The 16560-nt window shown below is 67.2% G+C and carries 15 protein-coding genes and 1 riboswitch; of the genes, 1 reads left to right on the top strand and 14 read right to left on the bottom strand.

Annotated elements, in window-relative coordinates; all coding sequences use genetic code 11:
• Positions 1–11: 11 nt before the first annotated feature.
• The 7 genes from cobT to cbiE form a co-directional block, all read right to left on the bottom strand.
• Positions 12–1022 carry a nicotinate-nucleotide--dimethylbenzimidazole phosphoribosyltransferase gene (cobT, locus tag AC0L2R_RS11645; protein ID WP_473509003.1) on the bottom strand — a complete coding sequence of 337 codons (1011 nt, stop codon included), beginning with the start codon at positions 1020–1022 and terminating at the stop codon, positions 12–14.
• A gap of 24 nt (positions 1023–1046) precedes the next feature.
• The gene (cobS, locus tag AC0L2R_RS11640) at positions 1047–1826 is read right to left on the bottom strand and encodes an adenosylcobinamide-GDP ribazoletransferase (RefSeq protein WP_473509001.1); all 780 of its coding nucleotides are present in this window, start codon (positions 1824–1826) and stop codon (positions 1047–1049) included.
• A 63-nt stretch (positions 1827–1889) separates the two neighbouring features.
• The gene (locus AC0L2R_RS11635; protein WP_473508999.1) at positions 1890–3200 is read right to left on the bottom strand and encodes a cobyrinate a,c-diamide synthase; all 1311 of its coding nucleotides are present in this window, start codon (positions 3198–3200) and stop codon (positions 1890–1892) included.
• Positions 3197–4015 carry a uroporphyrinogen-III C-methyltransferase gene (gene cobA / locus AC0L2R_RS11630; RefSeq protein WP_473508997.1) on the bottom strand — a complete coding sequence of 273 codons (819 nt, stop codon included), beginning with the start codon at positions 4013–4015 and terminating at the stop codon, positions 3197–3199. Before cobA ends, AC0L2R_RS11635 begins: the two co-directional genes overlap by 4 nt.
• Positions 4012–4776, bottom strand: coding sequence for a precorrin-4 C(11)-methyltransferase (gene cobM / locus AC0L2R_RS11625; protein WP_473508995.1), 765 nt, complete (start codon positions 4774–4776; stop codon positions 4012–4014). Before cobM ends, cobA begins: the two co-directional genes overlap by 4 nt.
• Entirely contained in the window at positions 4773–5282 is a 510-nt protein-coding gene (locus AC0L2R_RS11620) for a cobalamin biosynthesis protein (RefSeq protein ID WP_473508994.1), read from the bottom strand. The genes cobM and AC0L2R_RS11620 overlap by 4 nt, the downstream gene beginning before the upstream one ends.
• Complete coding sequence (cbiE, locus tag AC0L2R_RS11615) at positions 5279–6508, bottom strand: precorrin-6y C5,15-methyltransferase (decarboxylating) subunit CbiE (RefSeq protein ID WP_473508992.1); 1230 nt, start codon at positions 6506–6508, stop codon at positions 5279–5281. The genes AC0L2R_RS11620 and cbiE overlap by 4 nt, the downstream gene beginning before the upstream one ends.
• A 154-nt stretch (positions 6509–6662) precedes the next feature.
• On the opposite strand from cbiE, the gene AC0L2R_RS11610 reads away from it, so the two are divergent.
• Entirely contained in the window at positions 6663–7442 is a 780-nt protein-coding gene (locus tag AC0L2R_RS11610; RefSeq protein ID WP_473508990.1) for a cobalt-precorrin-6A reductase, read from the top strand.
• On the opposite strand, the gene AC0L2R_RS11605 is transcribed toward AC0L2R_RS11610, so the two are convergent.
• Genes AC0L2R_RS11605 through AC0L2R_RS11575 form a run of 7 tightly spaced genes read right to left on the bottom strand, consistent with a single transcriptional unit; the run spans position 7406 to position 16172 of the window.
• Complete coding sequence (locus tag AC0L2R_RS11605) at positions 7406–8170, bottom strand: precorrin-3B C(17)-methyltransferase (RefSeq protein WP_473508988.1); 765 nt, start codon at positions 8168–8170, stop codon at positions 7406–7408. The genes AC0L2R_RS11610 and AC0L2R_RS11605 overlap by 37 nt on opposite strands.
• A complete protein-coding gene (locus AC0L2R_RS11600) occupies positions 8167–8925 on the bottom strand; it encodes a precorrin-2 C(20)-methyltransferase (RefSeq protein WP_287192445.1) in 759 nt (252 codons plus the stop codon). Before AC0L2R_RS11600 ends, AC0L2R_RS11605 begins: the two co-directional genes overlap by 4 nt.
• Positions 8922–9563 (bottom strand): precorrin-8X methylmutase, encoded by a 642-nt coding sequence (locus tag AC0L2R_RS11595; protein WP_473508986.1) that lies wholly within the window; start codon positions 9561–9563, stop codon positions 8922–8924. Before AC0L2R_RS11595 ends, AC0L2R_RS11600 begins: the two co-directional genes overlap by 4 nt.
• Positions 9560–11059, bottom strand: a complete 1500-nt coding sequence (cobG, locus tag AC0L2R_RS11590; RefSeq protein ID WP_473508984.1) for a precorrin-3B synthase — start codon at positions 11057–11059, stop codon at positions 9560–9562. The genes AC0L2R_RS11595 and cobG overlap by 4 nt, the downstream gene beginning before the upstream one ends.
• Positions 11056–14685 carry a cobaltochelatase subunit CobN gene (gene cobN / locus AC0L2R_RS11585; protein ID WP_473508982.1) on the bottom strand — a complete coding sequence of 1210 codons (3630 nt, stop codon included), beginning with the start codon at positions 14683–14685 and terminating at the stop codon, positions 11056–11058. Before cobN ends, cobG begins: the two co-directional genes overlap by 4 nt.
• Before the next feature lie 18 nt (positions 14686–14703).
• Positions 14704–15741 carry a cobalamin biosynthesis protein CobW gene (gene cobW / locus AC0L2R_RS11580; RefSeq protein WP_023798847.1) on the bottom strand — a complete coding sequence of 346 codons (1038 nt, stop codon included), beginning with the start codon at positions 15739–15741 and terminating at the stop codon, positions 14704–14706.
• Entirely contained in the window at positions 15738–16172 is a 435-nt protein-coding gene (locus AC0L2R_RS11575; protein ID WP_287056179.1) for a DUF1636 family protein, read from the bottom strand. Before AC0L2R_RS11575 ends, cobW begins: the two co-directional genes overlap by 4 nt.
• Positions 16173–16210: 38 nt before the next feature.
• A riboswitch (cobalamin riboswitch) is annotated at positions 16211–16414 on the bottom strand.
• Positions 16415–16560 lie beyond the last annotated feature (146 nt).

Raw genomic sequence — 16560 nt, 5'->3', positions numbered from 1 at the left:
AATTGACGAGATTACTTCTCCGAAACACCGGCCTCGGCAAAGCTTGCCATGCGGGCATGGCATTCGAGCGCGGAGCGGACGATGTTGACGGCGAGGCAGGCGCCGGACCCTTCGCCGAGCCGCATGCCGAGGTCGAGCAGCGGCGGCAGGCCGAGCGCTTCGAGCAGCCGGCGATGGCCGGATTCGGCCGAGACATGGGCGGCAAGCGTGTGGGCGAGACCGGAGGGGTGCAATCTTGCCAAGGGCGCGGCGGCGGCGGTGCAGACGAAGCCGTCGAGCAGCACCGGCACGCCTGAATGGCGCGCGGCCAGCGTCGCACCGAAAATGGCGGCGAGTTCGCGCCCGCCAAGGGCTGCCGCGATCCCCAGCGGGTCGGCAAGGGCCTCGGCGTGGCGCTTGAGGCCGGCTTCGATGGCGGTGATCTTGCGCACCAGGCCGGCATCGTCGACGCCGGTGCCGCGCCCGGCCCATTTTTCCGCGCCGCCGCCAAAAAGGGCGGCCGAGATGGCTGCCGCCGGCGTGGTGTTGCCGATACCCATTTCGCCGAAACAGACGAGGTCGAGGTCTTTGGTCACCGCGCCGTAGCCGGCCGAGACGGCAGCGAGGAAGGCTTCGCCGTCCATTGCCGGCACTTGCGTGAAATCGCCGGTCGGACGGTCGAGGTCGAGCGGAATAACGTCGAGTTCGGCGCCGGCGATGCGGGCAAGCTGGTTGATGGCGGCGCCGCCGCCGGCGAAATTCGCCACCATCTGCACGGAGACTTCTGACGGGAAGGCCGACACGCCCTGTGCGGTGACGCCGTGGTTGCCGGCAAAGACGAAAACTTTTACGCGATCGAGCTGCGGCATGTCGCGGCCCTGCCAGCGGGCGAGCCAGGCGGCTATGGTTTCCAACCGGCCGAGGCTGCCTTGCGGCTTGGTCAGCGTGTCCTGGCGGCGGGCGACAGCATTTGCCGCGGCGTCGCTGCCGGCAGGCAGATCGAGGCAGGCTGCGCGCAATTCATCAAGCGATTTGAAAGGCATGGGGGAAAAATCTCCGAAACAGAGTCAGGAAAGGAAAACGGAAGCAACGAGCAGGATTGCGATCTCGCCAGACTGCTGCAGCGCGCCGACCGTATCGCCGGTCTGGCCGCCGATCTGGCTGCGGCACAGCTCGCGGAAGGCGGCAAACAACAGGCCGAGCAGGATAAGCGCGGCGACCGCGCCACCGAAGCCTAGCGCCAGCAGCGCGACGGCGCCGAGCACGGCGCCGGCAATGGCGGTTTCGGCCGACACGGTGCCTGCATCGGCCGAGAGGCCGTCGCTGCGCGCCGGCGGCAACAGATGCATGAAAGCGCCGAACAAGCCGCGCGAGGCGGCATGCGCGGCAATCAGAGCCCAGAACATCTGGGCCGGGCCGGCGAATTCCGAAAGCACGCTCCAGCGGATCAGCAGCGACAGGGCGAGCGCGCAGGCGCCATAGGCGCCGATGCGGCTGTCGCGCATGATCTCCAGTTTTTTCTCGCGTGTCCTGCCGCCGCCAAAGCCGTCGGCGACATCCGAAAGCCCGTCTTCATGCATGCAGCCGGTGGCGAGCAAGGTCGCGGCAAGGGCGAGGGCTGCTGCCGGGTCGGCGGCAAGACCGAGCCAGGTCCCGACCGCGTAAACCAAGCCGCCGATCAGAGCGACGGCGAGGCCGGCAACGGGCGCCGCCCAGATCGCGGCAGCAAGGCTGCGGTCGCGAAAATCGACGACCGGCAGCGGCAGCCGGGTGAAGAAGACGACGCAGAGCGCGATGTCATCGAGCGCCTGGCGAAGCGAAGGGGGCATGTTCTCGAGTTTGAGCATGATCTATTCCGAAAACCGGTTCCCACTTTTCGCTGGCGCGGACCTCCGGTTCGGGATCATGCTCTAGCCTCTCGCAATGGCATGGAAGAATGTGCCGCTGACATGGCCGCGGCGGTAACCGGAGGCGCCGAGCGGATTGCCCTGGCCGTCAGCGAGGTCGGCCAAGGGTTCGTCACTGCCGGTGGCAATCATCTGCGCATAGTGGAATTCGTGGCCGCGGATCAGCGCGCCTCGGTCCCCCAGCGGACAATCGGCGCGCAGCCGCGCCTCTCGGTAGCCGAGGTTCATCTTTCGCTTGGCAAAGCTGGTCGAGTGACCGAGCAGGCCGAGCATCGCGTGCGTCTCGCCCGATGCGTCCTCCAGCGCTTTGCCGAGCACCATGAAGCCGCCGCACTCGCCATGCACCGGCCGTGTTGCCGCAAACGCCTCGATGCCGGCCCTGAAATTCGCAGCCGCCGCGAGCCGGCCGGCGTGAAGCTCGGGATAGCCGCCAGGCAGCCAGCAGACATCGCAATTTTCGCCGGGCGCTTCGTCGGCAAGCGGCGAGAAGCGGATGATTTCAGCCCCTGCCTTGCGCCAATGCGCGGCGACATGCGGATAGAGGAAGGTGAAGGCGGCATCCTCTGCCAGTGCGATGCGTTGTCCGGGCGGTGGCAGCGCGTCTTCGAAACTGCCGGTAGCGGGTGCGAAAGGCGCCGCCAGCGCCATGATGGCGTCGAGATCGAGCGAGCGTTCGACCATGTCGGCCAGCCGGTCGAGATGCGCCATCAGATTCTCATATTCGCCGGCCTGGACGAGGCCGAGATGCCGCTCCGGCAGGTTGAGCGAGGGATCGCGCAGAATCGCGCCGACCACCGGCAGGCCGATCGCCTCGATCGCGTCGCCGCAGAGACGGCGGTGGCGCTCGCTGCCCAGCCGGTTGAGCACGACGCCGGCCATGCGCACATCGGGGTCATAGCTGGCAAAACCCTTGGCGACGGCTGCCGCCGTGGTCGACTGTCCGGAAACGTCGAGCACCAGCAGCACCGGCAGGCCGTACAGCCGTGCGAGATCGGCCGCCGAGCCGGTGCGGCCCGGAGCAGCCGGAATCCCGTCGAACAGGCCCATGGCGCTTTCGAGGAAGATGAAATCGGCATCTTCAGTTGCGTCGCCGGCCAGCGCGTTGAGCAAAGCAGGCGGCATCGCCCAGCTGTCGAGATTGACGCCGGAAAGGCCTGTCGCGGCGGTGTGGAAACCTGGGTCGATATAATCGGGGCCGGATTTGGCGCCGCGCACCTTGAGGCCGCGCCGGGCAAGCGCGCGCAAGATACCGATGGTGACGCTGGTCTTGCCCGAGCCTGAGCGCGGCGCGCCGATGATGATCGCGCGGGTCATGGCTCGCCCGCCAATGCCGCGCGCATCGCGACGATGCCGCCGACGACGATCAGCGCCGGCGCGGTCAACCCGGCGGCGGCCGCCTCCTCGGCAATGGTGGCAAGCGTGGCGACGACGATGCGCTCCTGCGGCGTCGTCGCGGCGACGATCACTGCAGCAGGCGTCGAAGGCGGCAGACCGCCGCCAAGCAGCGAGGCTGATATCAGCGGCAGATTGGCCATGCCCATATAGACGACGACCGGCTGGCCGGTGCGGGCGATTGCCGCCCAGTCGAGGTCGTCGTCGGTGCCGGCGGCGTGGCCGGTGGCCAGGATCACCGCCTTGTTGATGCCGCGCATGGTGGCCGGGATGCCGGCCCCGGCAAGCGCGCTGAGGCCCGAAGTCAGGCCGGACAGCACGCGGAACGGGATGTTTTGGCGCGCCAGCGCCAGCGCCTCTTCGCCGCCGCGGCCGAAAATATAGGGGTCGCCGCCTTTCAGCCTGACGACGCGGCGGCCCTCGCGCGCCAGCCGCACCAGCAAAGCGGTGATGTCGTCCTGTTTCATCGACGGTTGGCCGCCACGCTTGCCGGCGTAAAAAAGCTCGGCGCCCGCGGCGACGGCGACGATATCGGGAGAGACCAGTGCGTCGTAGACGAGGGCATCGCACTGCCCAAGTGCGGCCAGCACTTCCAGCGTCAGGCAGCCGGGATCGCCGGGGCCGGCGCCGGCCAGCCAGACATGGCCGGGCTCAAGCTGGCGCGGCTTGAAGTTGAGCCGGGCTAAAGCCTGTTCGATCGTGGTGTTTCCACCGCTGTTTCCGGTGCCGTCGTTCACAATCCGTCCCGTCCGCGAAAACGCCGCTGGTAGTGGGCGTCGTAAAGTGAGCTCTCGCCAAAGTTTTCCGCTGCCAGCGAGCGGCCGACAAAGATGATTGCCGTGCGCTCCATCGGATCGGCGGCCAGTTGCGCCTCGATCGTCGCCAGCGTGCCGGTCAGCACGCGCTCGTCCGGCCAGGAGGCACGGAAGACGACCGCTACCGGGCAATCGGCGCCATAGAACGGCGTCAGCTCGGCGACGATGCGGTCGACGGCGTGGATGGCAAGATGAATGGCGAGCGTCGCGCCGGTGCGGCCGAAGCCGGCCAGGGTTTCGCCAGGCGGCATTTTGGACGCGCGGCCGGAGATGCGGGTCAGCACCAGGCTTTGCGCGACTTCGGGAATGGTCAGCTCGCGGCGAAGCGCTGCCGCGGCAGCCGCGAAGGAGGGCACGCCCGGCGTCAGCGTATAGGCGATGCCGTGCTTCTCCAGTCGGCGGATCTGCTCGGAGACGGCGCTCCACACCGAGAGGTCGCCGGAATGCAGGCGGGAGATATCGTGGCCCGCCTGGTGGGCCGCCACATATTCCGCTTCGATCTCGTCGAGCGACATCGGCGCGGTGTCGATCAGCTTCGTGCCGGGCGCGCAGTGCCGCAACAATTCCGGGGCGACGATCGAGCCGGCATAGAGGCAGACCGGGCAGCTTGCCAGCAGCCGGCTGCCGCGCAAGGTGATGAGGTCGGCCGCGCCGGGACCGGCGCCGATGAAGTGGACGGTCATGCGGCGTCTCCGCTGATGGCGATGGCGCAGGTGACCGGGCCAAGCACGGTGCGCGGCCCGAGCAGTTTTGCGCCTTTGCCCGCGGCAGCAAGCGCCGAGGCTTCGGAAACCGACGGCGTGCCGGCACGCGCCTGCGACAGGTCGGAACGGCTGAGCAAAGCGGCCCCCTCATCCGGCCCTTCGGGCCACCTTCTCCCCGCTGGGGAGAAGAGACTGGCGCCAGCGTGCGTGATCTCCTCTCCCCTCGGGGAGAGGTCGGCCGAGCGAAGCGGAGGCCGGGTGAGGGGGAGCGACGGTTCAGAGCCAGCAACATCCACCACTATGACCGGGAGATCGAGTTTACGGCCGGCATCAAGAATGGCCACTTCGCTGCGTTTGAATTCGGTCGTCGCCAAGGCAGACAGTGCCGTCATCGCCAGCCCATGAACTTCAAGCGCGGCTTCTATTGCCGCAAGAACGTCTTGCACATTCACGCCCTTGCGGCTGCCGATGCCCGCGACCATCATGGCTTGACCCAGCTCCATTGGGTGACCGGCATGGCCGGCCGCCAGGCCTGCATCGAGCCAACCGGCGAAGCGCGGGATAGTGCGATGCGGGTGAGATCGCCGCCGAGCGACGCGTGACGGGCGAGCAGCAGCGCCTCCATCTCCAGCGTCACCGCATTGGCGACCAGCCGGCCGCCAGAAGGCAGAGCCTCGATGGCCGTTTCCAGCACGCCGGTATCGCTGCCGCCGCCGCCGATGAAGATCGCGTCCGGCGTCTCCAATCCGGCGAGCGCCTGCGGCGCCGAGCCTTCGACCACGGCAAGACCGGGCACGCCGCAGGCGGAACCGTTGCGGCGGATGCGGGCGGCGCGGGTTGGATCGGCCTCGATGGCGATGGCGCGCATCGTCGGATGGGCGAGCATCCATTCGATGCCGATCGAGCCGGAGCCGGCGCCGATGTCCCACAGCAATTCGCCGCGCCTGGGAGCGAGGGCCGACAGGGTGATGGCGCGCACTTCGCGCTTGGTGATCTGGCCATCATGCTCGAACAAATGATCGGCAAGGCCCGATGTCAGCGGCAGGATGCGTGCTTCCGATGGTGAGTCAACTTCGACCGCCAGAACGTTGAGCGGATTGATTTTTTGCAGGTCGAAGGCGTCTGCGCGCACCGAGCGCAGCCTTTCGTTCGGGCCGCCCAGCGCCTCAAGTGCCGTCATCTGCGAGACGCCGAAGCCGAGTTCGGCCAGCAGGCGCGCAATCGTTGCTGGTGCATCGCCGTCCGAGGTCAGCGCAAGGATGCGGCTGCCCGGATGCAGCAACGGCCGGATCAGGTCGAGCGGGCGGCCGTGCAGCGAAATGGTTTCGATATCCTGCAGCGCCCAGCCGAGGCGGGCGGCGGCCAGCGAGAAGGCAGAAGCGGCGGGAATCACCTGCATCTCCTGGGCAGGAATTTTGCGAGCAAGGGTGACGCCGACCCCATGGAAGAACGGATCGCCCGACGCCAGCACGCAGACGCGTCTGCCGGAAAGCGCCAGCACCTCGCGCATCTCGGCATCGAAAGGGGTCGGCCAGGCACGGGCCTCGCCTTTGGTGAGCGATGAGACGAGCGCAAGGTGGCGCGTGCCGCCGAAGACGAATTCGGCTTCGGCGATCAGCCGCTTGGCCTCGTCGCCGAGACCCGCTACACTGTCCTCGCCGATGCCGACGATTGTGAGCCATCTTGGTGTTGGCTGTTTATTGTTTGACATGCCGCGCCGCCCCTCATCCGCCTGCCGGCACCTTCTCCCCGTATAGTGACGGGGAGAAGGGAACTGGCCGCAACGCTGGCGTCCCCCTCTCCCCGTCCTTCACGGGGAGAGGGTAAGGGTGAGGGGCTGCTCGGCGTGGCCTGACGTGGTGCCAATGAAGCGCATTCTGATCCTCGGCGGAACCACCGAAGCCCGGCAACTGGCGGGCAAGCTGGCCGCGCGCGCCGATGTCTCGCTCACGCTGTCGCTGGCCGGCCGCACCGAAAATCCCGTCGCGCAAGGTGTGCCGACGAGGGTAGGCGGTTTCGGCGGCGCCGACGGGTTGGCTGCTTTTCTTCACGAGACCCGCATCGACCTGCTGGTCGACGCCACGCATCCCTATGCGGCGCAAATCTCCGCCAATGCCGCGGCAGCGGCGCATGAGGCCGGCGTGCCGATCGTCGCGCTCAGGCGCCCAGGCTGGGAGCCGGCCGAAGGTGACCGCTGGACGCTGGTCGACAGCGTCGCCAGCGCGGTGACGGCGCCGGGCCCTGTGCCGCGCCGCGTTTTCCTGGCGCTCGGACGGCAGGAGGTCGCCGCCTTCGAGGCGGCGCCCCAGCATCATTATCTGATCCGCAGCGTCGACCCGGTCGAGCCAAGGCTCGCTGTGCCCTATGCGACCTATCTCCTGGCGCGCGGGCAATTCCGGGAAGCCGACGAACAGGCACTGCTTCGCCAACACCACATCGATGTCGTCGTGTCCAAGAACAGCGGCGGCGAGGCGACCTACGCCAAGATCGCCGCAGCGCGGGCACTCGGCATCGAGGTGGTCATGATCCGCAGGCCGACGCTGCCGGACGTTGCGTCGGCTGAAACCGTCGAAGCCCTTGCCGCGATGGTCGATAATCTTCTGGTCGGTCATTTTCTTGGGCCCGCTGCCGAACGCGGCGTATAGACCAGCGCCGGTTTTTCGCCGCGCTTGATGATCCTGGTTTCCGGCGAGCCGATGATGATGCAGGTCGCCATGTCGGCCTTTTCCGCATCGGCGTCCGCCAGCAGAACAATCTCGATGCGCTCGTCGGGACGGCCGGCGGCACGGCCGAAGACCACCGGCGTGGTGCCCGGAAGGATCGCAGTCAAGCATTCGAAGGCGCGGCCAAGCTGCCAGGGGCGCGCCTTGCTGATCGGATTGTAGAGCGCGATGACGAAGCCGGCGCCGGCCGCCGCCAGCAGCCGCAATTCGATGAGGTCCCATGGCTTTAGATTGTCGGACAACGAGATGGCGCAGAAATCATGGCCGAGCGGTGCGCCGATCCGGGCCGCGACGGCGAGCATGGCGGTGATGCCCGGCAGCATCGCGACGTCGACGGCACGCCATTCGGCCGGGCCGGCCTCGATCGCCTCGCAGACGGCTGCCGCCATGGCAAAGACGCCGGGGTCGCCGCCCGAGACAACGGCGACATCGTGGCCCTGCGCAGCCATCGCCAGCGCGTCGCTGGCGCGGGACAGCTCCTCGCGATTGTCGGAGGCGACGCGGGTCTGGTCCGGGCGCAGGTCGAGCCGGTCGAGATACGGTTTGTAGCCGAAGAAGAATCTTGCCTCGGCGACGGCGCGGCTCGCTTCCGGCGTCACCTGGTCGGCATTGCCGGGCCCAAGGCCGATAACGGTCAGGCGGCCGCTCATGTTTCGGCTCCCAATGCGGCGGCCCGGCCTGACCAGCCGGCGACCAGCACGATGGCGAAGTAGGGCGCGTTATCGTCCTGCTTGTCGGCCAGCCGCATCGAAACGCCGCCCGGCATGGTGCCGCGCTCGACATAGACGGCACGCGCCAGCTTGTCGGTCGCCGCCAGCGCTCGCCTGATCTTGGGCAGGTTGCGGCCAACCTTCATGATGACGGCGGCATCGGTGTCGGCGAGGCGGCGGGTCAGCTCGAATTCGCTCATCGTGCCCGGCAGCACGGTCAATACATCGTCGCCCTGGACGATCGGCGTTCCGGTGGCCGACCAGCAGCCGGACATGGCGGTGACGCCGGGAATGACCTCTGTCGGAAAGCGGTGCGCCAGCCTTACATGCAGGTGCATGTAGGAGCCGTAGAACAGCGGGTCGCCTTCCGAGAGCACCGCGACCATCCTGCCGGCGCTGAGATGCTCGGCGACCTTTTCGGCCGACTCTTCGTAGAAATCCGCTATCTGCGACCGGTAATCGCTGTGATCCTTGTCGATTTCTGTGGTCACGGGATAGAGCAGCGGCAACTCGATCAAATCAGGACGAAAATGCGCGCCGACGATGGCGCGCGCATTGCTGTTGTTGCCGCGCTTGGCGAAATGCGCAACGACGTCGGCCTCGGCCAGCGCGCGCACGGCCTTGAGCGTCAGCAATTCGGGGTCGCCGGGACCGGTGCCGACGCCAACAAGCCTGCCTTTTACAATCGCGTTCACAGGCCCGGCCTCGCCAATGCGTTGAGGGCGGCCGCGGTCATGGCGCTGCCGCCCAGCCTGCCCCGCACGATCGCGTAGGGAACGCCGTAGGAATTCTCGGCCAGCGCGTCCTTCGATTCGGCAGCGCCGACGAAACCGACCGGCATACCGATGATAACAGCCGGTTTCGGCGCACCGTCGCGCAGCCTTTCCAGCAGGTAGAAAAGTGCAGTCGGCGCATTGCCGATGGCGACGACCGAACCGGCCATGCGCTCGCCCCACAGGTCGATGGCTGCGGCCGAACGGGTGTTGCCGATCTTTTTCGCTATGTCGGACGTCCGCGGGTCGCGCAACGTGCAGATCACCTCGTTACCGGCCGGCAGCCGGGCGCGGGTGACACCGTGCGAGACCATCTCGGCGTCGCAGAAGATCGGCGCGCCGGCCGCCAGCGCCGTGCGAGCGGCGGCAACAAAAGCTTGCGAAAAAACAAAGTGCCTGCTGGCCTCGACCTGGCCGCAGGCATGAATCATGCGGACGGCAACATCGGCTTCGGCATTGGAAAAGCGCGACAGGTCGGCCTCGGCGCGAATGATGGCAAAGGAGCGCTCATAGATCGCCGTGCCGTCATGGATGTAGTCGTAGGGGGCGGGCATGTTCATTCCTGTCGGTAGGGTTCGGTGACACCGGCCGCGCCAAGCCTTGTCAGGCAGGCGGCGGTGGTCTCGCCTCGAAATCGTGCTTCGCGGATCGCTGCGGCAATGCGGCCAACGCCGCGCGCGGCGTCATAGCCTGGCCTGTATCCGGCAGGAAGGGCCTTTGCCGTCCCGTCCACGACAAGTCCGGCTCCGTTATCGCCGCCGACCAGTGTCAGCGCCGCCCGGCCGGGATGGGCGCAGCCCTTGGCGCAGCCGGAAATGTGCAGGGTGACGGAGGCATCGAGGAGGTCGCGGTTTTCTACGGCGATGGTCTCGGCGATGTCGCGCGCGGCGATCCGGCCGGAGGCGCAGGCCGGCGCACCGGGGCAAGAGCAGATTTTCGTGCGCGGGTCGGCAGCATCGGTGACGAAGCCGAGGCTGGCGGCGGCCTGCTGAAGCGCGTGGCAGGCGGTCAGGGAGAGGCCGATGAAAAGCAGTGCGCGTCGTGGCGCCAGGCGGATTTCGGCCGCGCCAAGGATGAGGGCGTGTTGCGTGAGGCCGATGAGTTTTTGCGCCGGCATGCTGCCGAAGGGCAGGCCGATGCCGAGGGCGGCCGTGTTGCTGGCGAGAGGAAAGAGGCCGATCGGCGAAGGTATTGGTTCGGACAATTTGACAGGCAGGCGATCCTGCGCACCCCCCTCTGTCCTGCCGGACATCTCCCCCGCAACGGGGGAGATCGGCAGTTCCGACGCCGCCGCTCGTCCTGCAAGGCCAGTGATTGGCGAAAGCGGTGATGAGAGCTCAATCTCCCCCCTTGCGGGGGAGATGTCCGGCAGGACAGAGGGGGGTGTGAAGGAATGCCAGCTTGCGAGGGATACTAACTGCCTCTCCGTCAAATCCCTTGCATGGGCATCGCGGCCCTTTTCGGCGACCATCCTCAGCATCGCGATGGCGATATCGCGCGCCGCATCGTCTCCCACCGTCGCGAGCGGCTTCGCATTCTGCCCATCACCCGCAACAGACATCTGCCACCTGATTCCCGCATTGGTGCGCGTTGCAGCCAACCTGACATCGGCCGTCACCGCATCCATGCCAAGCCGTCCGCCGCCATCGATAACCACCGAAACCTTCGGGCCAAGGCGCTGTGCCAGCCCGGCTTCAGCAATCGCTGCCCGAATCCGCTCCGCCAGCGGGCGGGGGTCGGCGATCTCCTGCGGATCCAGTCCGGCCAGCGGTCCGGTCTCGACCGGCACGCCGGTGCGCACTGCGATGCCGAGCGCGTCGACCTCCATTGCCAGCAACCGGGCGCTTGCCGATGTCAGGCCGCGGATCTGCAGGCTGCCACGCGCGGTCACTTCGATGATGCCGTTGCCATGCCGCAAGGCGGATTCACCGAGCCCGATCAAGGATTTCGGCGAGAGTCCTCCAGCGACCGGGTTGAGCCGCACCAGAAGCCCGTCGCCGGTCTGCATCGGCACGGACAAAGCAGGGCAGGCGCCGCGTCGGGAGAAGGCGTTCATGCCGCCACCCCCAGCGCGCGGGCTTCGGCGATCAGGGCGGCGAGGTCGTCGTCGACGGAATTGCGCAGCGGGTGCCAGAGACCGCGCCGCCGCGCCGACAAAAAACGCTCGGCGATGATTTTCGCGGCCGCCGGATTTTCGCGCAGGATGAAGGCGCTCACCTCGGGATCGCCGAGATAGGCGTCGTGCACGGCCTCGATCAGCGTGCCCGGTATGGCATGGGTGGTCTCGGCGAAACCGACGAGACGGTCGACGGTCTCGGCGAATTCCGAAGCGCCGCGCGGCCCGTGCCGCATCTGGCCGGCAATGAAGCGCGGGTTGACCGCGCGGGCGCGAACGACCCGAGATACGGCTTCTCCAAGCGAGCGCGGCTTCGGCTCTTGCGGATCCGTGGTGTCGAGGACGATGACGTCGGCGTTCTTGCCAAGCGCTGCAAGCGCTGCCGAAAAACCGCCGATGAAGGCGACATCGGCGGAGCCTTCCAAAATGTCGCGGCCGGGGTCGTCTCCGGTATGGACGAGGAGGTCGGCCTCGGCGACGCGACGCTCGAACGCGCCGGGCGACGAAATCGCTTCGCCCTCGGCGCCGCCATAGGCATGCGAGGTGGCGTCGAGATAGGCGCGACCGATTTCTTCGCGCGCCGCCCAGTCGCCGCTCGACAGCAACGCCTCGATACCGGCGCCGTAGGTGCCGGGCGAGGTGCCGAAAATGCGCGGGCTGACCTTGCCATCGGCGCGGGTTTTTGCGGCGAGCGGGTTTTCCGTCGCGTCCTCGTCGCGGGCGGCGACGGCGTTGGCGGCGGCATCGATCAGGGCGATCTGGGTCGGGAACATGTCGCGGAACAGGCCTGAGATGCGCCAAGTGACATCGACGCGCGGGCGGCCAAGGGTGGCCGGCGGCAGCACCTCGATGCCGGTGACGCGGCCGGTGGCGCCATCCCATTGCGGCCGGCAGCCCATCAGCGCCAGGCCTTGTGCGATCTCTTCGCCGCCGGTGCGCATCGAGGCCGAGCCCCAGAGGTCGATAACCAGCGAGCGCGGCCAGTCGCCATGCGCCTGCATGTAGCTGCGCAAGACCTCGTCGGACGCCGCCCTGCCGAGATCGAAGGATGTCGGTGTCGGCATGGTGCGTGGATCCGATGTGAACAGGTTGCGGCCGGTCGGCAGCACATCGCGCCGGCCACGCGCCGGTGCGCCGGCCGGCCCGGCAGCGACATGGCGGCCGTCGAGGGCCGCGAAAAATGCTGACTTCTCGGCTGCTGCACTTTGCTGGCGCAGCGGATCGGTCTCGCCCTCGGGCGAGCGGCCAAAGATGTGCAGCCCGTCCTTGATGGCGAAGTCCTTGAGGTCGCAGAGCCAGGCATCGATGCGGCGCAGCGCTTCGTCGGGCGCGTCGGTTCCGGCGACGCCGGCCTCGGAGGCGAGATCGGTCTTTTCAGCGGTTTCGACGATCAGCCTCGCCAGGCGGTCGCGGCGGCGGCGGTCGAGCCCGTCGGCCTGGGCATATTCGTCGACCAGCCGCTCGAGCTGCTGCTGGTTCTCGTCCAGACCGGCGCCGGTCAGAGGCGGCGGCAGATGGCCGAGGGTGACGGCGGCAATGCGCCGCTTGGCTTGTGCCGCCTCTCCCGGGTTGGAGACGATGAAGGGATAGATGACGGGCAGGGGCCCGGTGACGATCTCGGGAAAACAGGATTCGCTGAGCGCCACTGTCTTGCCGGGCAGCCATTCCAGTGTGCCGTGGGCGCCGACATGGACGAGGGCATGGACATCGAGCGACTTGCGCAGCCACAGGCCAAAGGCAATCAGCGCATGGCGCGGCGGCAGCGTCGGGTCGTGATAGTCGGCGCGACGGTCGACTGAACGCCCGCGGTCGGGGGCAAGTGCTACGGTGATGTTGCCGAAGGTGGCGGCGCGGAAGGGGAAATTTGCAGAAGCAGGCGCTTGAACACCCCCCTCTGTCCTGCCGGGCAGGACAGAGGGGGGTGCCTCGCGCAAACCTGTTTCATCTTCGGCCTTACCCCATGCGGCCGTCACCTCAGCGATGGCCGCTGCCGGCAATTCCGCCGAGAAGGTCAGATACTCCTCCAACCTCAACCCTTCGCCACCACACTCCAGCATCTCCAGCAATGCACGCGGCGTTTGCGGAATCCCTTCAACGACGTAGCCCTGTTCGCTCAGGTCGTGCAGCATCGCCACCACGCTGGACGGCACGTCGAGGCCGACGGCGTAGCCGGTGCGGCCTGGCGCGCTCGGATAGTCGGGTATCAGGATGGCGAGCTTGCGTTTTTCGCGCGGCGTGCGCTGCAGGCGCACGAACGCCTCGACGCGGTTCGCCACCTGCGCGACCCGGTCAGGCTCCGGCCGGTTGGCGAAGGCGCGGAAAGCCAATGCTGGATCGACCTCGCTTTCGCCCTTGAAGGAAACGGCGCCGGCGAGAATGCGGCCGTCGAGTTCCGGCAGGACGACATGCATGGCGAGGTCGGCGGGCGCCAGGCCGCGCTGGTTGTCTTGCCAGATATCGCGGCGTGTCGTCGCGACGATGACCTGAAAAACAGGAACGCCGGCGCGGTCGAACAGGGTTTCGACGCCGGGATCAGCACCCGAGGCGAAGGCGGTCGCGGTGATGATGGCGGCCGGCTTCAGCGCGGCAAGCGCGGTCTCGACAAAGGCGAGCGAGGCCGGGTCCTTGAGGCTGGAGACGAAGATCGGCACGGGGGCCATGCCACGCTGCCCGAGCGCTTCAAAAAGCGCGTCGATCGGCGCGACATCAGCGGCGAGCAGCATCGAGCGGTAGAAGAGGATGGGGATGATGGGGGCGCCCACGTAGGTATTGCCGGCGTCGAGCTCCGTCCCACCCCCCTCTGTCCTGCCGGACATCTCCCCCGCAAGGGGGGAGATTGTGCCGCCATCGATGCTTTCGCCAATCGCAGATATTGAAGATAGCTCCGACGATGTAGGAAATGCGCCGGTGTTGGTGACGGCAGATCTCCCCCCTTGCGGGGGAGATGTCCGGTAGGACAGAGGGGGGTGTGACCGAACGCCGACATTCGAAAGGTCCCGCCTCTCTACGACGCCGCGTCCGGGCTCATAAAATCCCGCCTTCGGCACGACAACCGGCTCCGCGACCGCCACATCTGATCCGGCGAGACCTGCCAGCCGATGCACCAGCGCCGTCATATTCTCCGGGCCGCCTTCGCGGAAATAGCCGAGCAGGCCGTCGAGCTCCTGGCGCGGCAGCGTCGAGCCTTCGATCAGCCGCAAATCCTCGTCGCGGCATTCGCCGGGCAGCAGCGCCAGTTTTATGCCGTGCGCGCGGGCGGTCGAGGCGAGCTGGTCGCAGCCGTAGCGCCACCAGTCGTAACCGCCGAGGATGCGAACCAGAACAACCCTGGCGTGCCGGGCGACACTGTCGATCCACAGGTCGACGGACATCGGATGGCGCAGATCGCGCAAGGCGGCCAGCCGCATCGACGGCAGCCGATCCGCGTCTGCCTGCCATGCCGCCGCCAGCCCGGCCAGATCGCTGTCGGTGAAGGACAGCGCCACGACATCCGCAGGCGTCTGCCTGAGATCGACAGGCTCAGCAAGATCGTCGAGCGAGGCGGATGTGGTGGTGAGGATGTGCATCGCGGCTCGTGCCTGAGGTCAGCCGGCGAGAATACGCTCGATGGCCGGGCGGTTCAGCCCTTTCAGGCCGATGACGACGAGGCGCGAGCGGCGGTCGTCGTCGGCAGTCCAGGCGCGGTCGTAATAGTGGTTGACGCGCGGCCCGACGGCCTGCAGCAACAGCCGCATCGGCTTGCCGCCGACCTCGACGAAGCCTTTGACGCGCAGCACGTTTTCTTCCTCCGCCGCCGTGGCGACACGCAACGCCAGCTCATCGGGATTGGCAATCGACGGAATGTCGATGACGAACGAGTCGAAATCGTCATGCTCGTGATCGAGCTCGTCGTCGTGGTGGGTCTTGCGGTTCTCGATGTCGTCCTCGACGGCAAGGCCGAGGCCGAGCAGCACGGACGGATCGACCTTGCCCTGCGAGGCCGGCACGATCTTCACCGCGCGGGCGGCGTGCTTGCCGATGACGGCATTGGCGCGGGCCGAGCCGGCGGCGTCCATCAGGTCGCTCTTCGACAATATGATCAGGTCGGCGCAGGCGAGCTGGTCCTCGAACACCTCCTCGACCGGATCGTCGTGGTCGAGCGTCTCGTCCTGCGCGCGCTGCGCCTGCAGGGCGTCCATGTCGTTGGCAACGCGGCCTTCGGCCAGCGCCGGTCCGTCGACCACAGCAATGACGCCGTCGACCGTCACCCGGCTCTTCACCGTCGGCCACTGGAAGGCCTGGACCAGCGGCTTGGGCAGCGCCAGCCCGGAGGTTTCGATCAGGATATGGTCGACCCTGGGCGTCAGCGACAGGATCTGGTCGAGCGCCGGGACGAAATCGTCGGCGACGGTGCAGCAGATGCAGCCATTGGCCAGTTCGACGATGTTTTCCTCAGGGCAGGTGTCGATGCCGCATCCCTTAAGAATCTCGCCATCGATGCCGATGTCGCCGAACTCGTTGACGATGATGGCCAGCCGCTTGCCGCCGGCGTTTTCGAGCAGATGGCGGATCAGCGTCGTCTTGCCGGCGCCGAGGAAGCCGGTGACGACGGTGCAGGGCACACGCGAGACGGAAGTGGTCATATCTGGTCCTTCAAAAGGTCGAGGGGTGGGATGCGGGCAACGAGGCCGCGCTTCAGGCAATCGGGGCGGCCGCGCCATGGGATGAGGCCGTCGGTCGAGGTGGCGAAGAGTTTTGCGCCGGTGATGAGATCGGCGCCGCTGGTCGCGGTCAGGTCGCCGAAGACATAGCTCCAGCAGCCGTCGCGCAGGATAGCGGCGCTGAGCCGGCGCTTGCAGTTGCCGAGGCATTCGACGCTGCGGATACGGATATTTTCGCCAGAGGCGGCGCGGCGCGTGTCTTCGGCCAACAATTCGCCGGCGCGAGGATGGCCGTCGGAGCCGGTCTCATCACGGCAGGAGGCGCAGACGATCACGGTGACGTCGGCCAGAGCATCATCATCGCCGGACAATACGCCCGCTGTCTCAGCCGAAAAACTGCTGTCGCGTTCCAAATCAGGCTCCTTGCCCGGAAAACCCGCCAGGCGATCGGATTTTTATGTCCTAGACGGCAGGTCTCCTGGCTCGCGGGTCATCGCCTTGGTGCCGCCTTCCCGGGATTTTCCCAGTGGTTATCGGCCTTGGCTCGTCGCTTACAGTTGCGGGGACAGCCGCGGATTTGAAATCGAGATTTCGCACCGCATTCCCTCTTGGCTCCTCCCTTTGCCGAGAGGAGACCGTCTCAACCGGATTTAGGCTTGTGGAGGCAGTCGTGTCAACGCACGTCTACGACGCGGCGAGGGAAACGCTGCGGGGCAATTTTCGCGTCGGCGCTGCCCCTCATTGCCCTGCCGGGCATTTCTCCCCGTATAGTGACGGGGAGAAAGAGCTGGCCGCAACGGC

It is taken from the genome of Mesorhizobium sp. WSM4820 (genome assembly GCF_055811075.1).
Note: the sequence above shows the minus strand (reverse complement) of the source record. Positions and strands in the feature narration are given on the sequence as shown.

Coding starts and splice junctions, on each gene's coding strand:
- AC0L2R_RS11595 (WP_473508986.1), bottom strand. CDS start 9,563: ATGAACATGCCCGCCCCCTACGACTACATCCATGACGGCACGGCGATC.
- cobT (WP_473509003.1), bottom strand. CDS start 1,022: ATGCCTTTCAAATCGCTTGATGAATTGCGCGCAGCCTGCCTCGATCTG.
- AC0L2R_RS11605 (WP_473508988.1), bottom strand. CDS start 8,170: ATGAGCGGCCGCCTGACCGTTATCGGCCTTGGGCCCGGCAATGCCGAC.
- cobS (WP_473509001.1), bottom strand. CDS start 1,826: ATGCTCAAACTCGAGAACATGCCCCCTTCGCTTCGCCAGGCGCTCGAT.
- cobG (WP_473508984.1), bottom strand. CDS start 11,059: ATGAACGCCTTCTCCCGACGCGGCGCCTGCCCTGCTTTGTCCGTGCCG.
- cobW (WP_023798847.1), bottom strand. CDS start 15,741: ATGACCACTTCCGTCTCGCGTGTGCCCTGCACCGTCGTCACCGGCTTC.
- cobM (WP_473508995.1), bottom strand. CDS start 4,776: ATGACCGTCCACTTCATCGGCGCCGGTCCCGGCGCGGCCGACCTCATC.
- AC0L2R_RS11635 (WP_473508999.1), bottom strand. CDS start 3,200: ATGACCCGCGCGATCATCATCGGCGCGCCGCGCTCAGGCTCGGGCAAG.
- AC0L2R_RS11620 (WP_473508994.1), bottom strand. CDS start 5,282: ATGATGGTCGCGGGCATCGGCAGCCGCAAGGGCGTGAATGTGCAAGAC.
- cobN (WP_473508982.1), bottom strand. CDS start 14,685: ATGCACATCCTCACCACCACATCCGCCTCGCTCGACGATCTTGCTGAG.
- cbiE (WP_473508992.1), bottom strand. CDS start 6,508: ATGTCAAACAATAAACAGCCAACACCAAGATGGCTCACAATCGTCGGC.
- AC0L2R_RS11610 (WP_473508990.1), top strand. CDS start 6,663: ATGAAGCGCATTCTGATCCTCGGCGGAACCACCGAAGCCCGGCAACTG.